The organism is Streptomyces sp. NPDC045955, from assembly GCF_056430805.1.
In genome coordinates this window covers 45,969-62,786 of record NZ_JBWKKY010000034.1, presented here as the reverse complement: position 1 = coordinate 62,786, position 16,818 = coordinate 45,969, and the positions used below count along the sequence as shown (strand labels likewise).

16 protein-coding genes and 1 pseudogene are annotated in these 16,818 nt (G+C 71.3%); 7 read left to right on the top strand and 10 right to left on the bottom strand.

Annotation, left to right across the window (positions count from 1 at the left end; translation table 11 throughout):
• A pseudogene (locus tag AC07F0_RS38520) lies at nucleotides 1–200 on the bottom strand (translation initiation factor IF-2); the annotation flags it as partial.
• Between AC07F0_RS38520 and AC07F0_RS38515 the strand changes: the two are divergent.
• Nucleotides 103–1,266: a protein phosphatase 2C domain-containing protein gene (locus tag AC07F0_RS38515; protein WP_478984855.1), complete on the top strand. Its 1,164-nt coding sequence runs from the start codon at nucleotides 103–105 to the stop codon at nucleotides 1,264–1,266. The pseudogene AC07F0_RS38520 and the gene AC07F0_RS38515 overlap by 98 nt on opposite strands.
• Nucleotides 1,267–1,285: 19 nt before the next feature.
• Nucleotides 1,286–1,471, top strand: coding sequence for a hypothetical protein (locus AC07F0_RS38510; protein ID WP_478984861.1), 186 nt, complete (start codon nucleotides 1,286–1,288; stop codon nucleotides 1,469–1,471).
• 119 nt (nucleotides 1,472–1,590) lie between these two features.
• Here AC07F0_RS38510 and AC07F0_RS38505 read toward each other — a convergent pair whose 3' ends face one another.
• Genes AC07F0_RS38505 through AC07F0_RS38485 form a run of 5 tightly spaced genes read right to left on the bottom strand, consistent with a single transcriptional unit; the run spans nucleotide 1,591 to nucleotide 6,576 of the window.
• Complete coding sequence (locus AC07F0_RS38505; RefSeq protein ID WP_478984853.1) at nucleotides 1,591–1,815, bottom strand: hypothetical protein; 225 nt, start codon at nucleotides 1,813–1,815, stop codon at nucleotides 1,591–1,593.
• A gap of 53 nt (nucleotides 1,816–1,868) precedes the next feature.
• Complete coding sequence (locus AC07F0_RS38500) at nucleotides 1,869–3,356, bottom strand: argininosuccinate lyase (RefSeq protein WP_478984852.1); 1,488 nt, start codon at nucleotides 3,354–3,356, stop codon at nucleotides 1,869–1,871.
• A complete protein-coding gene (locus AC07F0_RS38495; RefSeq protein WP_478984851.1) occupies nucleotides 3,353–4,195 on the bottom strand; it encodes a carbohydrate ABC transporter permease in 843 nt (280 codons plus the stop codon). Before AC07F0_RS38495 ends, AC07F0_RS38500 begins: the two co-directional genes overlap by 4 nt.
• Nucleotides 4,185–5,225, bottom strand: coding sequence for a carbohydrate ABC transporter permease (locus AC07F0_RS38490; RefSeq protein WP_478984850.1), 1,041 nt, complete (start codon nucleotides 5,223–5,225; stop codon nucleotides 4,185–4,187). Before AC07F0_RS38490 ends, AC07F0_RS38495 begins: the two co-directional genes overlap by 11 nt.
• 31 nt (nucleotides 5,226–5,256) lie before the next feature.
• Nucleotides 5,257–6,576 carry an ABC transporter substrate-binding protein gene (locus AC07F0_RS38485; protein WP_478984848.1) on the bottom strand — a complete coding sequence of 440 codons (1,320 nt, stop codon included), beginning with the start codon at nucleotides 6,574–6,576 and terminating at the stop codon, nucleotides 5,257–5,259.
• Nucleotides 6,577–6,714: 138 nt separating this feature from the next.
• On the opposite strand from AC07F0_RS38485, the gene AC07F0_RS38480 reads away from it, so the two are divergent.
• Both AC07F0_RS38480 and AC07F0_RS38475 read left to right on the top strand, forming a co-directional pair.
• Complete coding sequence (locus tag AC07F0_RS38480) at nucleotides 6,715–7,800, top strand: LacI family DNA-binding transcriptional regulator (RefSeq protein ID WP_478984847.1); 1,086 nt, start codon at nucleotides 6,715–6,717, stop codon at nucleotides 7,798–7,800.
• Nucleotides 7,801–8,343: 543 nt separating this feature from the next.
• The gene (locus tag AC07F0_RS38475; RefSeq protein WP_478984845.1) at nucleotides 8,344–8,826 is read left to right on the top strand and encodes an ATP-binding protein; all 483 of its coding nucleotides are present in this window, start codon (nucleotides 8,344–8,346) and stop codon (nucleotides 8,824–8,826) included.
• A 95-nt stretch (nucleotides 8,827–8,921) separates the two neighbouring features.
• Here the strand turns inward: AC07F0_RS38475 and AC07F0_RS38470 are convergent, their stop codons facing one another.
• Together AC07F0_RS38470 and AC07F0_RS38465 are read right to left on the bottom strand one after the other, a co-directional pair.
• Complete coding sequence (locus tag AC07F0_RS38470) at nucleotides 8,922–9,962, bottom strand: DUF2637 domain-containing protein (RefSeq protein WP_436731126.1); 1,041 nt, start codon at nucleotides 9,960–9,962, stop codon at nucleotides 8,922–8,924.
• A 313-nt stretch (nucleotides 9,963–10,275) separates the two neighbouring features.
• Entirely contained in the window at nucleotides 10,276–11,127 is an 852-nt protein-coding gene (locus tag AC07F0_RS38465; protein WP_478984844.1) for a (2Fe-2S)-binding protein, read from the bottom strand.
• Between the two features lie 160 nt (nucleotides 11,128–11,287).
• Here AC07F0_RS38465 and AC07F0_RS38460 point away from each other — a divergent pair, with 160 nt between their 5' ends.
• Nucleotides 11,288–12,106 (top strand): GntR family transcriptional regulator, encoded by an 819-nt coding sequence (locus AC07F0_RS38460; protein WP_478984843.1) that lies wholly within the window; start codon nucleotides 11,288–11,290, stop codon nucleotides 12,104–12,106.
• 320 nt (nucleotides 12,107–12,426) lie between these two features.
• Here AC07F0_RS38460 and AC07F0_RS38455 read toward each other — a convergent pair whose 3' ends face one another.
• Nucleotides 12,427–13,206, bottom strand: coding sequence for a hypothetical protein (locus tag AC07F0_RS38455; protein ID WP_478984841.1), 780 nt, complete (start codon nucleotides 13,204–13,206; stop codon nucleotides 12,427–12,429).
• 149 nt (nucleotides 13,207–13,355) lie between these two features.
• On the bottom strand, nucleotides 13,356–15,029 hold the full coding sequence (locus AC07F0_RS38450) for a PucR family transcriptional regulator (protein ID WP_478984839.1): 1,674 nt from the start codon (nucleotides 15,027–15,029) through the stop codon (nucleotides 13,356–13,358).
• A 316-nt stretch (nucleotides 15,030–15,345) separates the two neighbouring features.
• On the opposite strand from AC07F0_RS38450, the gene AC07F0_RS38445 reads away from it, so the two are divergent.
• Together AC07F0_RS38445 and AC07F0_RS38440 are read left to right on the top strand one after the other, a co-directional pair.
• Nucleotides 15,346–16,236, top strand: coding sequence for an FAD binding domain-containing protein (locus AC07F0_RS38445; protein ID WP_436726274.1), 891 nt, complete (start codon nucleotides 15,346–15,348; stop codon nucleotides 16,234–16,236).
• Nucleotides 16,236–16,817: a (2Fe-2S)-binding protein gene (locus tag AC07F0_RS38440; RefSeq protein ID WP_478984837.1), complete on the top strand. Its 582-nt coding sequence runs from the start codon at nucleotides 16,236–16,238 to the stop codon at nucleotides 16,815–16,817. Before AC07F0_RS38445 ends, AC07F0_RS38440 begins: the two co-directional genes overlap by 1 nt.
• The last annotated feature ends 1 nt before the right edge of the window (nucleotide 16,818 follow it).

The following is a 16,818-nucleotide window of genomic DNA, read 5'->3' as shown; positions in this document are numbered from 1 at the left end:
CCCGTGGGCTCCGCGCCCACGTCACCCCCGCCGGTGGGCTCCGTGCCCACGTCACCCCCGCCCGTGGGCTCCGCGCCCACGCCACCACCGCCGGTGGGCTCCGTGCCCACGTCACCCCCGCCCGTGGGCTCCGCGCCCACGCCACCACCGCCGGTCGGCTCCCCGCTCGCGCCACCTCCGCCCCCCGGTTCCGCATCCACCCCACCTCCACCCCCCGGCTTCCCGCCCACCCCACCACCGTCCGCCGACCTCCCGCCCGATCGATCCGAATCCAGGTTCGAGCGCCCCGCGTCCTCCCCCCGGCCCCGTGGCCACGTCGGCTCGCGGCCGCCCACCTACGACGCCGAGCCCACCGCCCTTCCGCTCGCCGATCCCGATGACCTGGACGACCTCGTCGCGGACACCGTGCTCGACGGGGCCCGGTACGGGGCCTGCACCTTGCGGGCCGTGTCCGTGCGGGGGGACTCCGCGCGGTACCGGGGGGAGCCACGGCGGGACTCGCTGCTGACCGCGCGGTTCGGCACCGGTGAGCAGGCGCTGCTGCTGGTGGCGATGGCGACCGGGGCCCGGGCCACACCGGGGGCGCACCGGGCCGCCGCCGAGGCCTGTCACTGGATCGGCCGGGCCGTCGGGCGCAGTCACGCGCGGCTCGTGGAGGACATAAGGGCGGGGCGGCGCGGCGACCTCAAGTCCGGGCTGCACCGCCTCACCGACCGCAGCCTCGGCAAGCTCCGCGCCAGTGCCGCCGAACAGGGCGTCGACCCGGAGGAGTACGCGGCCGGCCTGCGCTGTCTGCTGCTGCCCGCCGACCCCGAGTGCCGTACGCGCGTCTTCTTCGGTGTCGGTCCCGGCGGGCTGTTCCGGTTGCGGGACGGCGAGTGGCAGGACATCGAACCGCAGGTGACGGAGATCAAGGGCGAACCCGTCGTGGGCTTCGGATCGCCGCCCTCCGAGACGCCCGACGGCGACCGGCTCACCATGGACCTCGGCATCCCGACTCCGCCCAGCCCCTACGAACCGGCCCCGGAACCACCCCGCGAACCCTTCCGCTTCCGTACCTCCGTCGCCCGCCCGGGTGACACGCTCCTCGTGTGCAGCGCCGGCCTCGCCGACCCGCTGCGCGGCGAACCCGAACTGGGCGACTACCTCGCCGAGCGGTGGTCCCGCTCCGAGCCGCCCGGCCTCGCCGCGTTCCTCGCGGACTCCCAAGTACGGGTCAAGGGTTATGCGGACGACCGTACGGCCGCGGCCGTTTGGGAGGCGTGAGGAGGTCTCCTGTGACTTGATGGAACCCGGAGGGATCCCAGTCGACGTCGTCACCGACCCCAACGCCCTGTCCATCCCGCCGAAGATCAAGGCGGAGATGGTGACCGGGTTCGCCGTGTCCGCCTCCAAGATGGTGCTGGACGGCGGGGTCGGCCGCATGGTCCAGATGGCCCGCTCCAACCTGCGCAACGTGCCCCGGCTCTAGGGGCCCAGGGGCCGTCGCTGGTCCGGCCGGTGTCAGGGGAGTTCCGGCCGGACCAGCGACGGCGAGGGGACCAGGTACGGGGCGGCCTGGCCCCCGGTTCAGGGGGCTGCTCGCGCCGGCTAGCGCAGCGCCCAGGTCCTCCAACTGGGAAGAATCTCCGTGACGGTGACGGCCTGGACGTCCAGAGCGGCGTTACGGCGATGGCGCCGTGCGTCAGGGAGGTCGGCCCGCGCCAGTGCGTGGCGGCGGGCGTCCTCGTAGTGGTCGGCGTCCACGATGAAGACGTGCACACCGGAGCCGCCGTGCGGGGTTCGGGTGGGAATGGTGGCAGACCAGAAAGGCATGGCAGGTCCTCTCGTCGGATGCTCCGGTGAGTGAGGTGAGATGAGGTGAGGCGTCAGATCCCGTGTCCCTCGGTGAGTGAGGTGGCATCGCGCAGGAGCCGGACCCGGGCCTGTTCCACTTCCTCGATGCGCGCCTCGACGGTGCGCCGGTGGGCTCGGAGGTCCTCGGCGGCTTGTGCGGCCAGTTTCCTGCGCTGAGTCGCCGAGGTGCCGCCCGCGCTGGTGCGGCTTTCGACGAAGTTCCGCGTGTCGAGGACGTCGGCCAGTTCCTCGGCCGAATAGTGCCGGAAGTGCTGGTCGATCAGGTCCGCGCGGACGACGCCGTCGGTCGCGCCCGCGCTTTCGTGGGCGGTGATGAGGCGGGCCACGGCCTCGTGGGCGCCGCGGTAGCTCAGGCCCTGGGTGCGCACCAGGTCGTCGGCCAGCGCACTGGACGTCGACCAGTGGCGTCCGGCGGATTCACCGAGACGGCCGGTGTGGACCTCGAGGGTGGCCACCGCCTCGGTGAGGAGTGTGACCGCCCCGGCCGTGGCCTGGCAGTACGCGGGAATGCGGTTGAGCACATAGGCCTGGTCGGAGTCGGTGGAGGTGGCGAAGTGGAGGATCCCGAGCTGGCTGGCCCCCCAGCCGGCGGCATCACCCGCGAGGCCTCGTATCCGCTCCAGCGCGATGGGATTCCGCTTCTGCGGCATCATGCTCGACGTGCCGCACAGGGAGGGGTGGAGGCGGACCATGCCGACTTCCGAGGACGACCAGTAGAACAGGTCCGAGGCGCACCTGCTGATGCCCGACAGCGTCAGTCCCAGGGCACCGGCGAGTTCGGCCCCGACGTCGACGGAGGACATTCCGGCGTCGCGTGCGTTGCGGACCGGCCGGTCGAAGCCGAGATAGGCCGCGGTGGCATCGCGGTCGACCGGCCACGCGGTGCCGCTGTGCGCGGCTCCGCCCAGCGGGCACTCGTTGAGACGCTCGTAGACCTGGCTCAGACGCGCGAGATTGCGTGAGAGGGGCCAGTAGTGGGCGTTGAAATAGTGGCCCAGCGTGGTGGGCTGGGCGTGCTGCAGATGGGTGTAGCCGGGGGCGAGAACGTCGTCGTGGCTCTCGGCCGCGTCCAGGAGTGCCTCGCCCAGACCGATGAGTGTGCTCATCACCGTCAGGGCACCCTTCCGGTCCGCCATGCGCAGGCCGGTGGCGTTCTGGTCGATCCTGCTGCGGGCCCGTTGGATGTCGAGACCGCCCGGGCCGCACTTCTCTTCGAGGTACCGCTCGATCTGGAGGGTGATGGTGCCGATCGCCGGGTCGCCTGCCAGCGCCTCTCGCGGGTCGTCCTCGAGCAGCTCCAGCAGGGCCGCGACGATGGCCCGGCCCTGTGCCGGGTCGAAGACCCGCTCCCGGGTGAGCATGAGGGCGTGAGCGAGGTCGATGAGGACGAAGTGCTCCGCGTCGGCGAGTTCGTTGGCGAGTTCGACGGCGTTGACCTGCTCGACCAGGGTGGGCGAGGGCTGCGTGCCGAGCCGGCCGTCGGTGAGTACGGGCTTCACTTGACGGCTCCCGCCGTCATGCCGGAGGCGATGTGCCGCTGCAGCACGAGGAACGCGATCACGATGGGCGCCGACACGGCGAGCGATGCGGCCATCACCTGGTTCCAGTACACGTTCGCTTCGCTCGCGTAGGCCTGGAGGCCCACCGCGACGGTACGGGTCTGCTCCGTCGTCAGCACCGACGCGAAGAGGACTTCGCCCCAGGCCACCATGAAGGAGAAGATCGACACCGCGACGATCGCAGGCCGTGCGGCCGGGACGAGGATGCTGCAGAGCATCCGCACGGGTCCCACGCCGTCGACCTTGGCCGCGTCGTCGAGTTCACGGGGGATGGTCTCGAAGTAGCCCACGAGCATCCAGATGGAGAACGGCAGCGAGAAGGTGAGGTAGGTGATGACCAGGCCGAGCCGGCTGCCGACCAGGGAGAGTCCCGTGTAGCGGTCCGCCATCACGAAGAGGAGGAAGAGGGGGAGCAGGAACAGGATGCCCGGGAACATCTGGGTGGACAGGATGGTGACCTTGAACGCCTCGCGGCCGCGGAAGCGCCACCGGCTGATGGCGTAGGCGGCGAGCAAGGCCACGGCGACGGACAAGACGGTGGCCAGACCCGCGACCACGATGGAGTTGGCGAAGTACCGGGCCAGCGGAACCGTGGTCCACATGTCGAAGAAGGGGGTCAGGGTCGGCTCGCTCGGGATCCACCGGAACTCGCCCTGCACCTGGCTCAGCGGTTTGACGGCCGTGCTCGCCATGACGAAGAGGGGGGCGCAGACGAACGCCGTCAGAAGAGTGAGGGTGGTGCGCCGGAAGATGCGGAATCCGCGGGTTTCATGCCTCATAGAGGCTCGCCCTCCTTCGGGTCACGGCGAGGTGGACGCCGGTCACGAGCAGCAGGAAGAGCAGGAGCAGCACGCTCATCGCCGAGCCCAGACCGAAGTTCCACGTCACGAACGAGTTCTGGTAGATCTCGACGCTGAGGAGGCGGGCCTCCTCCGGTGCGCTGCCGCCGAACAGTACGTACGGTGTCTCGAACTCCTTGAACGTCCACAGGAACATCACGAGCAGGAGGACCTGGTTCACGGGGGCCAGCATGGGCAGCGTGATCTCCCGGAGCTGACGCCACGGACCGGCTCCGTCGAGGCTGGACGCCTCGTAGACCTCGTCGGGGATGGACTGCAGTCCTGCCATGATCATGAGGAAGGCGAAGGGCCACAGCCGCCAGATCGCCACGACGCACTGCGACCAGAACGAGTTGGACCCGATGAGGAAGAAGGCGTTGTCGTCCAGGACTCCGAGCTGGTCCACGAGGATGTGGTTCAGCATGCCGTTGTCGCGTTGGAGCAGGAAACGCCAGGTGATCACAGCGGCGAACGCCGGCAGCGCGTAGGGGATGAGGAAGAGGGTGCGCAGCAACCCGACGCCTCGGCGGGTGCGCTGGAGGGATACCGCCGCGGCCAGGCCCATGGACCAGGAGGCGCCGAGGACGACGATGGTGAAGCCGAGGGTGACGAGGAAGGAGTTCAGCAGTGAGGCACCCACCGGCTGGTTGAAGTCCAGCACGGCCTTGTAGTTGTCCGCTCCGGCGAACGGGGCCTGCCACCAGTGTGCGAGCTGGTACTGCGTGAGCTTCATCGCGCTCATCGTCAGACCGGACACCATCGGACCGAAGTGGACCACGAGTTCCAGGACCAGGGCCGGCAGCAGGAACACGTACGGAGTCCAGCGGCGCCGGCGGTTTCTCCGGTCGGTGCCGTGGTCCGGATCCTTGCCGCTCCTCAAGTCCTTGCCGGTGAGGGCTCTGTCGCCGTTCTTGCGTCGCCGTCGGGTCTCGTCGCCCGCCCCGGCGCGAGCACCTGAGTAGATGGTCATGTCGCGTGCCGCCTTGCTGGGAGTTTCCGGCTCATCCACCCGCGCTGACCTTGGCCGACGCGTCCTCGAGTGCGGAGCTGATCTGTTCGTCACCGGGCTGCTTGCCTGTGGCCGTGTCCGAGAGCCAGTTGACGACCGCGTTTCCGATCAGCGTCTCGAACTGCGTTTCCTGCGGCACTCTGGGCAGGGGGATCGCGCGCGTGGCCATGGTCTGGCGGGCGATCTTCGCCTCGTCGGTTTCGAAGGCCTTCCCCTTGGCGTCCTTCACCGGGGGGATCGTCCCGTACGCGGCGTTGAGGGTGACCTGCTCCTGCGGACCGGTGAGGAACTTGATCAGCTCGGTCGCCCCGTCCATGTTGTCGGTCGACTTGAGGATGGCCGCGTTGGTGCCGCCCAGGAAGGACCCGACGTTCTTGCTGCCCGGCCCCGTGCCGGCGGGCATGGGGGCGACCCCGTAGTCCTTGTCGGTGAGGTCGTAGTCCTTGAGTGTCTGCCCGAGGGTCTGCACCAGCATCATGCCGATGCGGTCGTCGGCGAAGGCCTCGTAGACGTCGGCCCAGTCGGCGTTCTCCGCGTCGGACGGGTTGACGATCTTGTCCTTGCCCATCCAGGAGAGGTACTGCCTGATGCCCTCGACGGCGGCCGGCGAGTCGAACGTCGGCTTGCCGCCGGCGAAGAACTCCGCGCCCCGGGCCGAGCCGAGGATGTAGGCGTAGTGCACGGCGATGGTGCTGGCCTGCCCGCGCACGCCCAGGCCCCACTGGTCGGTGCGGCCGTCACCGTCGGTGTCCTTGGTCAGTTTCCTGGCCGTGGTGACGAAGTCCTTCCAGGTGGCGGGCGGCTTCGTGATGCCGGCCCGCTCGAAGAGCTTCTTGTTGTAGTAGAGCTGGTAGACCTTGCTGTACAGCGGGACGGACGTCGGTGTCTGCCCTTCGGCTCCGCCGGTCTGCAGTGACACCGGGGTGAACCGCTTCGCGCCGCCGATCTTGGCCATCATGGCGTCGTCCCACTCGACGAGCGCGCCTGTGGCCTGCAGGGAGGGCGCCCAGCTGTTGCCCAGGTTGATCACGTCCGGGCCCTTGCCGCTCGTCGTGGCGGTCAGGATGCGGTTCAGCAGGTCCGTGAACGGGATGACCTCCAGGTTCACGCGGATGCCCGTGCGCTCGGTGAACTTGCGCAGCTCCGGTTCGAGGATCTCCTTGTCGCGTTCGACGCTGGGAGATTGCTGGGACGCCCAGTAAGTCAGCACCTTGGGGTTGGCATTGGTGCCTTCGTTGTTCTGACAACCTGCCACCGCGGCCACCACGGCGATCGCCACCGCCACCGCGCCGGCCCGAGACCACACACGCATATTCGGCTCCTTACAAATGTCATCGTTAACATTCGCGTTGTCCAGGAGTATGCTCCTCGTGACAAGCCAATGTCAACGATTACAATCCAGTAGGACGGCAGTCATGGGTGGGTCACTTTGCGACATGGTGGAGTTACTTTGAGTAGTGGCGATCGTCAGCGGGTCACGGTCACCGATGTGGCGCGTGCGGCCGGGGTCAGCACGGCCACGGTCACCCGCACACTGCAGAAGCCGGACGTGGTGAAGGCCGCGACACGGGAGCGGGTCATGGAAGCCGTGCGCAGGCTCGGCTACTCGCCCAACCCCATGGCCCGGAACCTGCGCCATGGCAGCCCCTCGGGTGTGGTCGGACTCGTCACGGCCGGGTTCACCAACATCTTCCAGGCCTGGGTGGCGGCGGGCGCCGAGGCGGAACTGCGCCGCAACGGGCTGCAGTTGCTCATCGGCTCGACGGACGACGACCCCGCCCGCGAGCCCGAACTGGCCCGCATCATGATCGACCGCAGGGTCAGCGCCCTGCTCATGATGCCCGACGGCGACGACCGCGACTTTCTGCGGCCCGAGTACACCTACGGCACGCCCGTCGTACTCGTCGGCCGCCCGGCCCACGGACTGGACGTCGACGTCGTGATGACCACGGACGACCAGGCGGTCGACGAAGCCACAGACCAGCTGCTGCGCCTGGGCCACCGCCGGATCGCGGCCCTGGCCGGCCGGGCCGGCTCCTTCCGCGCCGCCCAACGACTCTCGGGCTACCGCGCCGCCCTCGCGCGCCACGCGGTCCCCGAACCCCGAGACCTCGTGGTCACCGGCCTGACCAGCCCGCAGGAGATCAACGCGGCCGTCACCGAGCTGATGCAGAGGCCGGAGCCCCCGACCGCCGTGCTCGCCCTCAACCTCGGCATCAGCAGCGGCGTCCTGCTGGACCGCATCGTCAACCGTCGCGACACCGCCTTCGTCGCGCTCGACGAGAACGACCTGTCCGCAGGACTGGGCATCTCGGCGATCACCAGAGACCCGTTCGAACTGGGCAGGCAGGCCGCCCTCCTGGCCCTTGAACGCATCGCCGATCCGACCGCCCGTCCGCGTACCGTGACCCTGCCGAGCGTTCTCGTCCGACGCGGCTCCGGCGAACTGCCACCCCCGTCCGCCGCCGAGGGCGTCCGGGCTGCCGTGCCCCATGCGGTGGTTCAGTCCGACGGCAGCGGCGTAGCCCGCGATTGAGCGTTCCGTCGGCGTCCGTCGCCCCGTGAGGGGTGTGCCGGGGTCGCCGCGATGTGATCACGGGCCGTCGCGACGTGGATGTGGCCTCTCCTGGCGTGGGCGTGGGTCGTCCTGGCGGTGGGAGTGGGTCGTCTCGGCGGTGGAGGGGGGCGTCCTCCCGCCGCGGGGTGGACGGTTCGTACCGGGCGAGGAACCGGGGGAGACCGTCGCTCTTCGGCCAACTTCAGTGGGCCGCCGCGCGCGGCGACCAGCCGCCCGCGCCTTCGCCGCGTACGGAGGGATCGGCAGTCGGCCATCGGCAGTTCGTCCGATCTCCGGCGGTCAGGATCCGGCGCGGGACGTCTTCCGGCTACCCTCTTGTCCCCCGACCCTCCGCCGCCGTACTGCTCAGGGCCCGTGCAGCCGCACCGTCCGTCCCGGCGAGATGGCCGAACATCCGGTCGTTGACGATCCGACATGACTGCCCCGTGTCCGACGGGGCATGGATCCCCGTGAACGTGTTCGAGCAGGAGGGGAACCGACATCGGCGCGCGGGCGGGGGTCATGGAGAGGCAGGCACGAGGAGGCGGTCCCATAACGATCGGGGCCTTCTCGGCGAAGACGGTGGAGGACCAGGCCGAAGACGTCACGGAGCAGGTGCCGGCGCCTCAGTTGAGGCGCAGACTCGGGCGGGCCGACCTGCGGGCCGTGCCGGAAGCCCGCAGAGCCCTGCGGGAGCTGCTCAGGCAGTGGGGGAGGACGGCGCGAGCGGACGTGGCGGAACTGCTCACCAGTGAACTCGTCACCAACGCGATCGTCCACACCGACCACGACGCGGTCCTGACGGCCACCGTCGGACCCCGTGGACTACGGGTGGAGGTACGGGACTTCGTGGCCCGCAGACCACGCCTGCGCGTACAGGTCGCCGACGACGGTACGAACGGCAGAGGCCTGTTCCTGGTGCAGTCCCTCGCGGACGCCTGGGGAGTCAGGGCGCACGGCGTGGGCAAGGCCGTCTGGTTCGAGCTGGAGGCCGAGGCGGCGTGAACGCGGCGGCACGGAGCGAGAAGCACAGAAGAACGGAGAAAGGGGCGCGGCCCGCAGGCCACGCCCCTTCCGGGCACTGTCTCTGAGCCGCTCGGTCAGCCGAACTGCTGCTCCAGGTCCTTGAGCTTGCGCTCCAGGGAGTCCAGACGCGGCAGCGCCTGCGTGTCGTCCTCCGCGGTCAGGTCGACGGTCACCGGGTCAGCCCCGTGGCGAACGGGCTGAAGGGAGGGACGCGAGCGGACGGGCAGTGGATCCGGCGCGGATATGGCAGGCTCCGCGGAGACCTGCGAGGAGCCGCGCTCCACCTGCACCTCCAGCTGCCGGCCGCCACCCCGGCCGAGGTGGCCGCGGTGACCGCGGCTGATCGCCTTCAACTGGGCGCGCTCCACGCGCTGCTGGTCGCGCCGCCGCTGGCGGGCCTCGTCCTTCTTGCGCTTGTCGTCGCGCACCTCGTCGACGGCCTCGTCCAGGCTGCGCACACCCTCCAGAAGCATCAGCGACCAGGCCCTGTACGTCTCGCGCGGGGCGCGCAGCCAGCGCACGATACGGATCTGCGGCAGCGGGCGCGGCACCAGACCCTGCTCGCGCAGGGCGGCCCGGCGGGTCTGCTTCAGCGCGCGGTCGAAGAGGACCGCCGCTGAGAGGGACATGCCGGCGAAGAAGTGGGGGGCGCCGTCATGGCCGACGCCCCTGGGCGCGTGCACCCAGTTGAACCAGGCCGCGGCGAGCGCGAACGTCCAGACCAGTATCCGCGAGCCGAGCGCCGCGTCACCGTGGCTGGCCTCGCGCACCGCGAGTACGGAGCAGAACATCGCCGCGCCGTCCAGGCCGAACGGGACGAGGTACTGCCAGCCGTTGGAAAGGCCGAGGTTCTGCTCGCCGAAGCCGACCAGGCCGTGGAAGGAGAGCGCGGCGGCGACGGCCGCGCAGCAGAACAGGAGGACGTAGGAGACGGTGCCGTAAAGGGCCTCTTTGCGTCTGCGGCGTTCCTCGCTGCGCTCCCAGGAATCGTCCGCGCTCGTGTCTTTGACCGAGGAGCGCTTGCCGCGCGCGAGCACCGCCACCGCCGCCAGCATGCCCAGGAGCAGCACGGCGCCCGGAAGCAGCCAGTTCAGCGATATGTCGGTCAGTCTCATCTGGGTGGTCCCTTGCATTGGGATAGGGCGTAACGCCCGCCATAGTGGCCCAATCCCACCGGCCCTCAGGGGGTTTCGGGGCAAGAGGCCGCCAAGGAAGTGCAAGGGATTGCCCAGGGCGGCATTCTGCTCGAACTGCCGCTTGAGGGGCAGGAGTTGAGTTCGAAGAAGACTACCCGTACGGGTGGTTCCCCGGAAAGTTTCGCGACCCGTGAGGAAGGTGTGAACCGGCCGCGCGCGAGTGGGTGGCCGGTTCGGCGATGATCCTACCGGGGTGGCGGGACTGCTCTGTCCGGGGCTGCCCGGGGTGGCCTCAACTGGCCGTGGCCAGCAGCTTGGTGACCCGGTCGGCGTCACAGGTGCGCGGGCAGGTGGCGCAGGTGTCCTCGGGGCGCAGGGTGTAGAACATGCAGCAGCTCACGCGGTCCCGGGTGCGCAGCGGCTCGCCGTCGGGGTCGGTCAGTTCGCGGAAGGCCGCCGTGCCCACGTACGGCTTCGTCGCGCCCGGCAGGAGCAGCTCCAGCTCGCGCATCGCGCGCCGCTCCTCGATCTCGCCGAGCAGCTGGGCGACGTACCAGAGCCCTTCGACGATCTCGTCCGTCGCCATACCCCACAGGGCCCGGCCGCGGCGTCGCATCCGGGGGCCGAAACCGGCCAGAATCGGCTCCAGGTGCTCCGCGACCGCCGACCGCACCTCGGCCCGCAGGGCCTCCTCGTCCGGGACGACCCGGGCGCCGGGCAGTGCGGCGGCCTCGTCGCCGGGCAGGCAGGCGAAGCCGGCCGGGCGGACGGCCAGGTGGCCGACGGGGTGGGTGGGGGCGGTGCGGTCGTAGGAGACGTGGGTCACCGGGTAGCGGGGGACGCGGCGGTGCAGGAACCAGGGGACGGTGATCAGGAGGCAGGCGGACCAGGCGTAGCGGTGCAGGCCGAAGCCGGCGATGACGTCCGGCCGTGCCTGCCGGCCGTAGTCCCGGCGTATCTGGGCGTCGTCCCAGGACAGGAAGGCGTCGAGGCCGGGGCCGGCTTCCGCGAGAGCGGCGGCGGTGATCCAGGTGCCGCCCTGGGGGGTTTCGTCCTCGGCGGTCAGTTCGGTGATGGCCAGCCCCGGGAGGACCTCGGCCAGACGGGCGTACGCGCCGGAGAGGGCCGAAGGGGGCTGGGGCATGTGATCACCGGTCCGCTGGGTCGTTTGGAGGTAAGCCTTACCTTACCGAAGATCGCTGAGATTTGAACTGGCAGCCGGTGCGCTTATGGTGCTTGACGGACGAGTAACAACCCGCCGTAATGACCCCAAGTACCGATACGTCCGGAGGAGGAGCCGAGCCGTGAAGCAGGGCGCGCAGGGCTCCGCCGGGGCTGAGGTGCCGCGGGCGGGGGCGCCGGGTGGGCAGGGCCGGGTGCCGCAGCAGGCCGGGGCGGCGGATACGGGTCGGGTCAGGCCTGGCGCCGGTGCCGAGGTGCGCGGGGAGCACACGCACGGTGAGCCCGCCCTGCCGGCTGCTCCGCGAAGCCGGCCCGTCGTTCAGCGGTCGTCGGTGCGCGGGCAGATCGTCGATGCGCTGCGGGCCGCGCTGGTGGCCGGGGATCTCAGGCCGGGGGAGGTGTACTCGGCGCCGGTGCTGGGCGAGCGGTTCGGGGTCTCGGCGACGCCGGTGCGCGAGGCCATGCAGCAGCTGGCCCTGGAGGGTGCCGTCGAGGTCGTGCCGAACCGTGGCTTCCGGGTGGTCGAGCGGGGGGCTCGGGAGCTGGCGGAGCTGGCCGAGGTGCGGGCGCTGATCGAGGTGCCCGTGATGCTGCGGCTGGCGCGGACGGTGCCGGCGGAGCGCTGGGCCGCGCTGCGTCCCCTCGCCGAGGCGACGGTCCGCGCGGCGTCCTCCGGCTGCCGCGCGACCTACGCGGAGTCCGACCGGGGGTTCCACCGGGCGCTGCTGTCCCTCTCCGGGAACGAACAGCTGGTCCAGATCGCGGAGGACCTGCACCGGCGGGCGCAGTGGCCGCTGGTGGGGAGCGGGCCGGGGATGCGGGTCCGGGCCGACCTGGTGGCGGACGCGCATGAGCACACGGCGTTGCTGGACGCGTTGATCGCCCGGGATCTGGACGTGGTGCGGGCGCTGGTGGGGGAGCATTTCGCGGGTGCGGGCTGAGTGGGGGTGCGCCACTCGCGCCTGACGCCGGGTGGTGGGTCGGGACCGCGCCGGGGGGGCGCCCTCGGAGGGGCGCGCTGGGGTCGGATACCGAATGACTGTCCGTTGACGCGCCAACCGCTGCGGGCGGCCCCCCGACACGGCCCCTTCCGTGGGTGCGCGGGTGCGGGCGCACTCAGCTGGGGGCAGTCGTGCCTCCCTCAGTGCCTCAAGGGCCTTGGGGTGCCCCCAGGCGGCACGGGTGGGTGCAGCGGCACCCCGTTCCGCCGGGTCGCGGACCCACCCGGCCCGGCATCAGCGCCGGGTACCTGCCGGCGTCGTCAAGCCGTGGCCGCCGGAGGGGCCGGAGCCAACTGCCGCGCCAGCCACGTCGGCACGCCCCCGAGCAAGCGGAACAGCCGGCGGGCCTCCTCCCGCAGTCGCGACGCCTCCGGCTCCGTCTCCGTGTCGGCGAGCGAGACCAGCGCCGGTGCCGTACCGACGAGGTAACCCAGCTCCTCACGGATCCGCAGCGACTCCGCGAAACCGTGCCGGGCCTCCGCCAACTCCCCCTCCCGCAACGCGAGTCCGGCCAGGTGCCGCCACGTGAACGACAGCAGCAACGGGTCGGACTGCGCCGTCGCCCCCGCGTGCGCACGGCGGTACGCGGCCCGTGCCGCCTGCGGGGAACGCGTCAGGTTCTCCGCGAGCAGCCCGCGACGGAAGTCCAGCAGGGCCCGCTGCGGAGCCCCCGGAGGGACCAGCGCCGCGGCCCGCCCCAACGCCGCCCGCGCCTCGTCGGCCCGGTCGCGCACCGCGAGCACTGTCGCGGCGTAGGCCAAGTACCCGCGTTCACAAGCGGCCGCGCCCCGCTCGTCGTCGCTGTGGGCCAGCGCCTCCGCCGTGCGCAGGGCGTCCTCGGCCTCCTCCCAGCCCTGCTCCGTGTACAGACACCGTTCCACCAGCAGCGACGCGCGTTGCAGCGCCGCCGCGGGGGTGACCGGTGGCAGCAGGGCGGCCGCGTCGGACCAACACGCGCGTGAGCGCAGCCGCCATACCGCGGTCTGGAGGGGATCGTCACCGGCGGTCGTTCCGTTACCAGACATGGCGGAATGCGCCACGTTGCCCTCCCCGAGCACGCCATCGAGCTGTTGAGTGGTGGCGGCATCTCAGCACGAATCGCGGGGCCGGGCCAAGAGGGTGGGTGAAGGATTTCACAAAGTCGTGGGACTCCGGGGCGTCTCGTGTTTGGGCCGGGACGCCCCGTTTCTCAGCTCATCCGCAGCGCCAGGAAGAAGTCCAGCTTGTCTTCGAGGCGGGACAGGTCACGGCTCGTCAACTGCTCGATGCGACCCACCCGGTAGCGCAGGGTGTTGACGTGGAGGTGCAGCCGGGTGGCGCAGCGCGTCCAGGAGCCGTCGCAGGCGAGGAACGCCTCCAGCGTGGGGATCAGCTCGGCGCGGTGGCGGCGGTCGTACTCGCGCAGCGGGTCCAGGAGGCGGGCCGTGAAGGCGCGGCGGACGTCGTCCGGGACGAAGGGCAGCAGGAGGACGTGGGAGGCCAGTTCCTGGTGGCCCGCCGCGCAGACCCGGCCCGGGCGGGCCGCCGCCACCCGGCGGGCGTGGCGGGCCTCCTCCAGCGCGCCGCGCATGCCCTCCGCCGAGTGCACGGCCGCGCTGACGCCCAGCGTGAGACGGCCGTCGTCGTTCAGGCCGGCCGTCAGGGGGTCCCGTACGGACTCCAGGAGCGCGTCCGCGCGGACGTCGCTCCCGGAGCCGCCGTGTTCCGTCGAGACGGCGGGGAGCGGGACGAGCGCGACGGCCTCGTCGCCCGTGTGGGCCACGGCGATGCGGTCGGAGTGCTCCGGGCCCGGCGACAGGGGGTCGACGAGGATCTCCTCCAGCAGGGCCTGTGCGACCGGGCCCTCCTCGATCTCGGCGCCGTCCCAGTCGACGCGGGCCACGACCACCTGCCAGTGCGGCGCGGCGCCGAGGCCGGGCAGCAGGACGGGGGCGGCCACCCGGAGGCGGGCGGCGATCTCCCCTGGGGCCGCGCCCGTCTGGACCAGTTCCAGGACCTCCTGGGCGAGGCGGCGGCGGACGGTGCGGGCGGCGTCGCGGCGGTCCCGCTCGACCGCGATCAGCTGAGTGACGCCGTGGAGCAGGTCGAGGCGCTCCTCGGCCCAGTCCCCGGCGTCCGCCTCGACGGCGAGCAGCCAGTCGGACAGCACGGTCTCGCGGGCGTCCCGGGCGGTCTGCGGTGAGCGGCCCGTCGAGCGGATGGGGAAGAGGGAGTAGGTGGTGCCGCCCACGAGGACGCGGTGCGGGGCACGGCGGCCCGTGCGGGTGGCGGCCAGGTGCTCCGCCGCCAGCCGGCCGCAGGTCTCGGCGGTGAGGGCGGGGCCCGACGCCTTCGGGCCCGCGATCAGGCGGCCCGTGGGGGAGAGGACCCAGGCGCGCAGGTCCAGGTCGGAGCCCAGGAGGTCCAGGACGACGTCCGGGCCGCCGCCCGCCGGGCCGGAGGTCATCATCCGGCGGTGGCGGTCGACCACGGCCGCGAGGTCGCCCGCGCGCTCGCCGGAGACCTGCCGTACGACGTGCTCGGTGATCGTGGCGAACGCCACCGACTCGTGCACCGCGAAGAGCGGCAGGCGGTGGCGGGCGCAGGCCTCGACCAGGTCGTCCGGCACGTCCCCGAGTTCGGCCTCGCCCGCGGCGAGGGCCGTGACCCCCTCCTGCACCAGGATCCGCACGAACGGCTCCGAGTCCGAGGCGTCCCGGCGCCAGGCCAGGCCCGTGAGCACCAGCTCGCCGCCCGAGAGGTAGCGGCTGGGGTCGCGCAGGTCGGTGGTCATCACCCCGCGCACGGTGCGGTCCAGCTCGTCCTCGCCGCCGAGCAGCTTGAGGCCCAGCGCGTCGGTGTCCAGCAGTGCGCGCAGCCGCATTCTCGTCGCCGCCGTTCTTTGTCTCGAAATCCATGGTGGATCTTGCCGGTCCTGGCTGTGTCCCAGGTCACGCGGCTGTGTCGCGCGTTTCCACAGGAAAACGAGGAGGTTGCTGATGGCCTCCGTTCATACGAATCTACAAGATGCCCGTCCTGGCCAGCCAACTCCTTCATGGTTTCCGTGACTGACCGCGCCGGAGCACCGCCCTGTGTACTGAGGTCACTACGCGTTGACAGCACCTGAACGAGCCGGGACCGCCGCACACGGATTGGCTCAATCTGAACGCCCCACGAGAAGACGAAGAAGAGAGCCGGTCATGGACTTCCTTCGCCCCGCCAGCTGGGAGGAGGCGCTCGCCGCGAAAGCCGAGCATCCCACCGCTGTGCCGATTGCGGGTGGCACCGACGTGATGGTCGAGATCAACTTCGACCACCGCCGGCCCGAGTACCTCATGGACCTGAACCGCATCGGCGACCTCTGCGAGTGGGAGGTCGGCGAGGAGAGCGTGCGGCTGGGTGCCTCCGTGCCGTACACGAAGATCATGGAGAACCTGCGCGCCGAGCTGCCGGGGCTCGCCCTGGCCTCGCACACGGTCGCCTCCCCGCAGATCCGCAACCGCGGCGGCGTCGGCGGCAACCTCGGCACCGCCTCACCGGCCGGCGATGCCCACCCCGCCCTGCTCGCCGCGGGCGCCGAGGTGGAGGTGGAGTCGGTGCGCGGGGCGCGTCGCATCCCGATCGACGCGTTCTACACGGGTGTGAAGCGCAATGCGCTGGCCCCTGACGAGCTGATCCGCGCCGTGCACGTGAAGAAGGCCGACGGGCCGCAGCAGTTCTCCAAGGTGGGGACCCGGAACGCGATGGTCATCGCCGTGTGCGCCTTCGGGCTCGCGCTCCACCCGAAGACGCGGACCGTGCGGACCGGCATCGGTTCGGCCGCACCGACACCCGTTCGGGCCAAGGCCGCCGAGGAGTTCCTGAACGCCGCTCTGGAGGAGGGCGGCTTCTGGGACAACGGGAAGATCATCACCCCGTCGGTCGCCAAGCAGTTCGCGGACCTGTGCTCCGCCGCCTGCAACCCGATCGACGACGTCCGGGGCACCGCGAGCTACCGCCGCCACGCGGTCGGCGTCATGGCCCGCCGCACGCTGACCTGGACCTGGGAGTCCTACCGCGGCGCCCGCCGCACCACCGAGGGAGCTGCGTGATGCGCGTCAACTTCACGGTCAACGGCCGTCCGCAGGAAGCCGACGACGTGTGGGAGGGCGAGTCCCTGCTGTACGTGCTGAGGGAGCGGCTCGGCCTGCCGGGTTCGAAGAACGCCTGCGAGCAGGGCGAGTGCGGCTCGTGCACGGTCCGGCTGGACGGGGTGCCGGTGTGTTCGTGCCTGGTCGCGGCCGGGCAGGTGGAAGGCCGCGAGGTCGTCACCGTCGAGGGGCTCGCGGAGTACGTCAAGCAGCGCTCCGAGGGCGGCTGCGCTTCCGGTGCCTGCGGTACCTCGCTGCGGGATGCCCAGCAGTGGGCGGCCAAGGGCCAGGACTCCCAGACCGGCGAGGGCACCGAGCTCTCCCCGATCCAGCAGGCGTTCATCGACGCCGGCGCCGTCCAGTGCGGCTTCTGCACGCCCGGTCTGCTGGTCGCCGCCGACGAGCTGCTGGAGCGCAACCCGACCCCGACCGACGCGGACATCCGCGAGGCGCTGTCGGGCAACCTGTGCCGCTGCACCGGCTACGAGAAGATCATGGACGCGGTCCGCCTGGCGGCCGCCCGGCAGGGAGAGGCGGTCTGAT

Excerpts from the sequence above, each read along its gene's own strand:
- AC07F0_RS38510 (WP_478984861.1), top strand. The coding sequence starts at position 1,286 with ATGGAACCCGGAGGGATCCCAGTCGACGTCGTCACCGACCCCAACGCC.
- AC07F0_RS38505 (WP_478984853.1), bottom strand. The coding sequence starts at position 1,815 with ATGCCTTTCTGGTCTGCCACCATTCCCACCCGAACCCCGCACGGCGGC.
- AC07F0_RS38495 (WP_478984851.1), bottom strand. The coding sequence starts at position 4,195 with ATGAGGCATGAAACCCGCGGATTCCGCATCTTCCGGCGCACCACCCTC.
- AC07F0_RS38490 (WP_478984850.1), bottom strand. The coding sequence starts at position 5,225 with ATGACCATCTACTCAGGTGCTCGCGCCGGGGCGGGCGACGAGACCCGA.
- AC07F0_RS38485 (WP_478984848.1), bottom strand. The coding sequence starts at position 6,576 with ATGCGTGTGTGGTCTCGGGCCGGCGCGGTGGCGGTGGCGATCGCCGTG.
- AC07F0_RS38475 (WP_478984845.1), top strand. The coding sequence starts at position 8,344 with ATGGAGAGGCAGGCACGAGGAGGCGGTCCCATAACGATCGGGGCCTTC.
- AC07F0_RS38470 (WP_436731126.1), bottom strand. The coding sequence starts at position 9,962 with ATGAGACTGACCGACATATCGCTGAACTGGCTGCTTCCGGGCGCCGTG.
- AC07F0_RS38465 (WP_478984844.1), bottom strand. The coding sequence starts at position 11,127 with ATGCCCCAGCCCCCTTCGGCCCTCTCCGGCGCGTACGCCCGTCTGGCC.
- AC07F0_RS38450 (WP_478984839.1), bottom strand. The coding sequence starts at position 15,029 with ATGCGGCTGCGCGCACTGCTGGACACCGACGCGCTGGGCCTCAAGCTG.
- AC07F0_RS38445 (WP_436726274.1), top strand. The coding sequence starts at position 15,346 with ATGGACTTCCTTCGCCCCGCCAGCTGGGAGGAGGCGCTCGCCGCGAAA.
- AC07F0_RS38440 (WP_478984837.1), top strand. The coding sequence starts at position 16,236 with ATGCGCGTCAACTTCACGGTCAACGGCCGTCCGCAGGAAGCCGACGAC.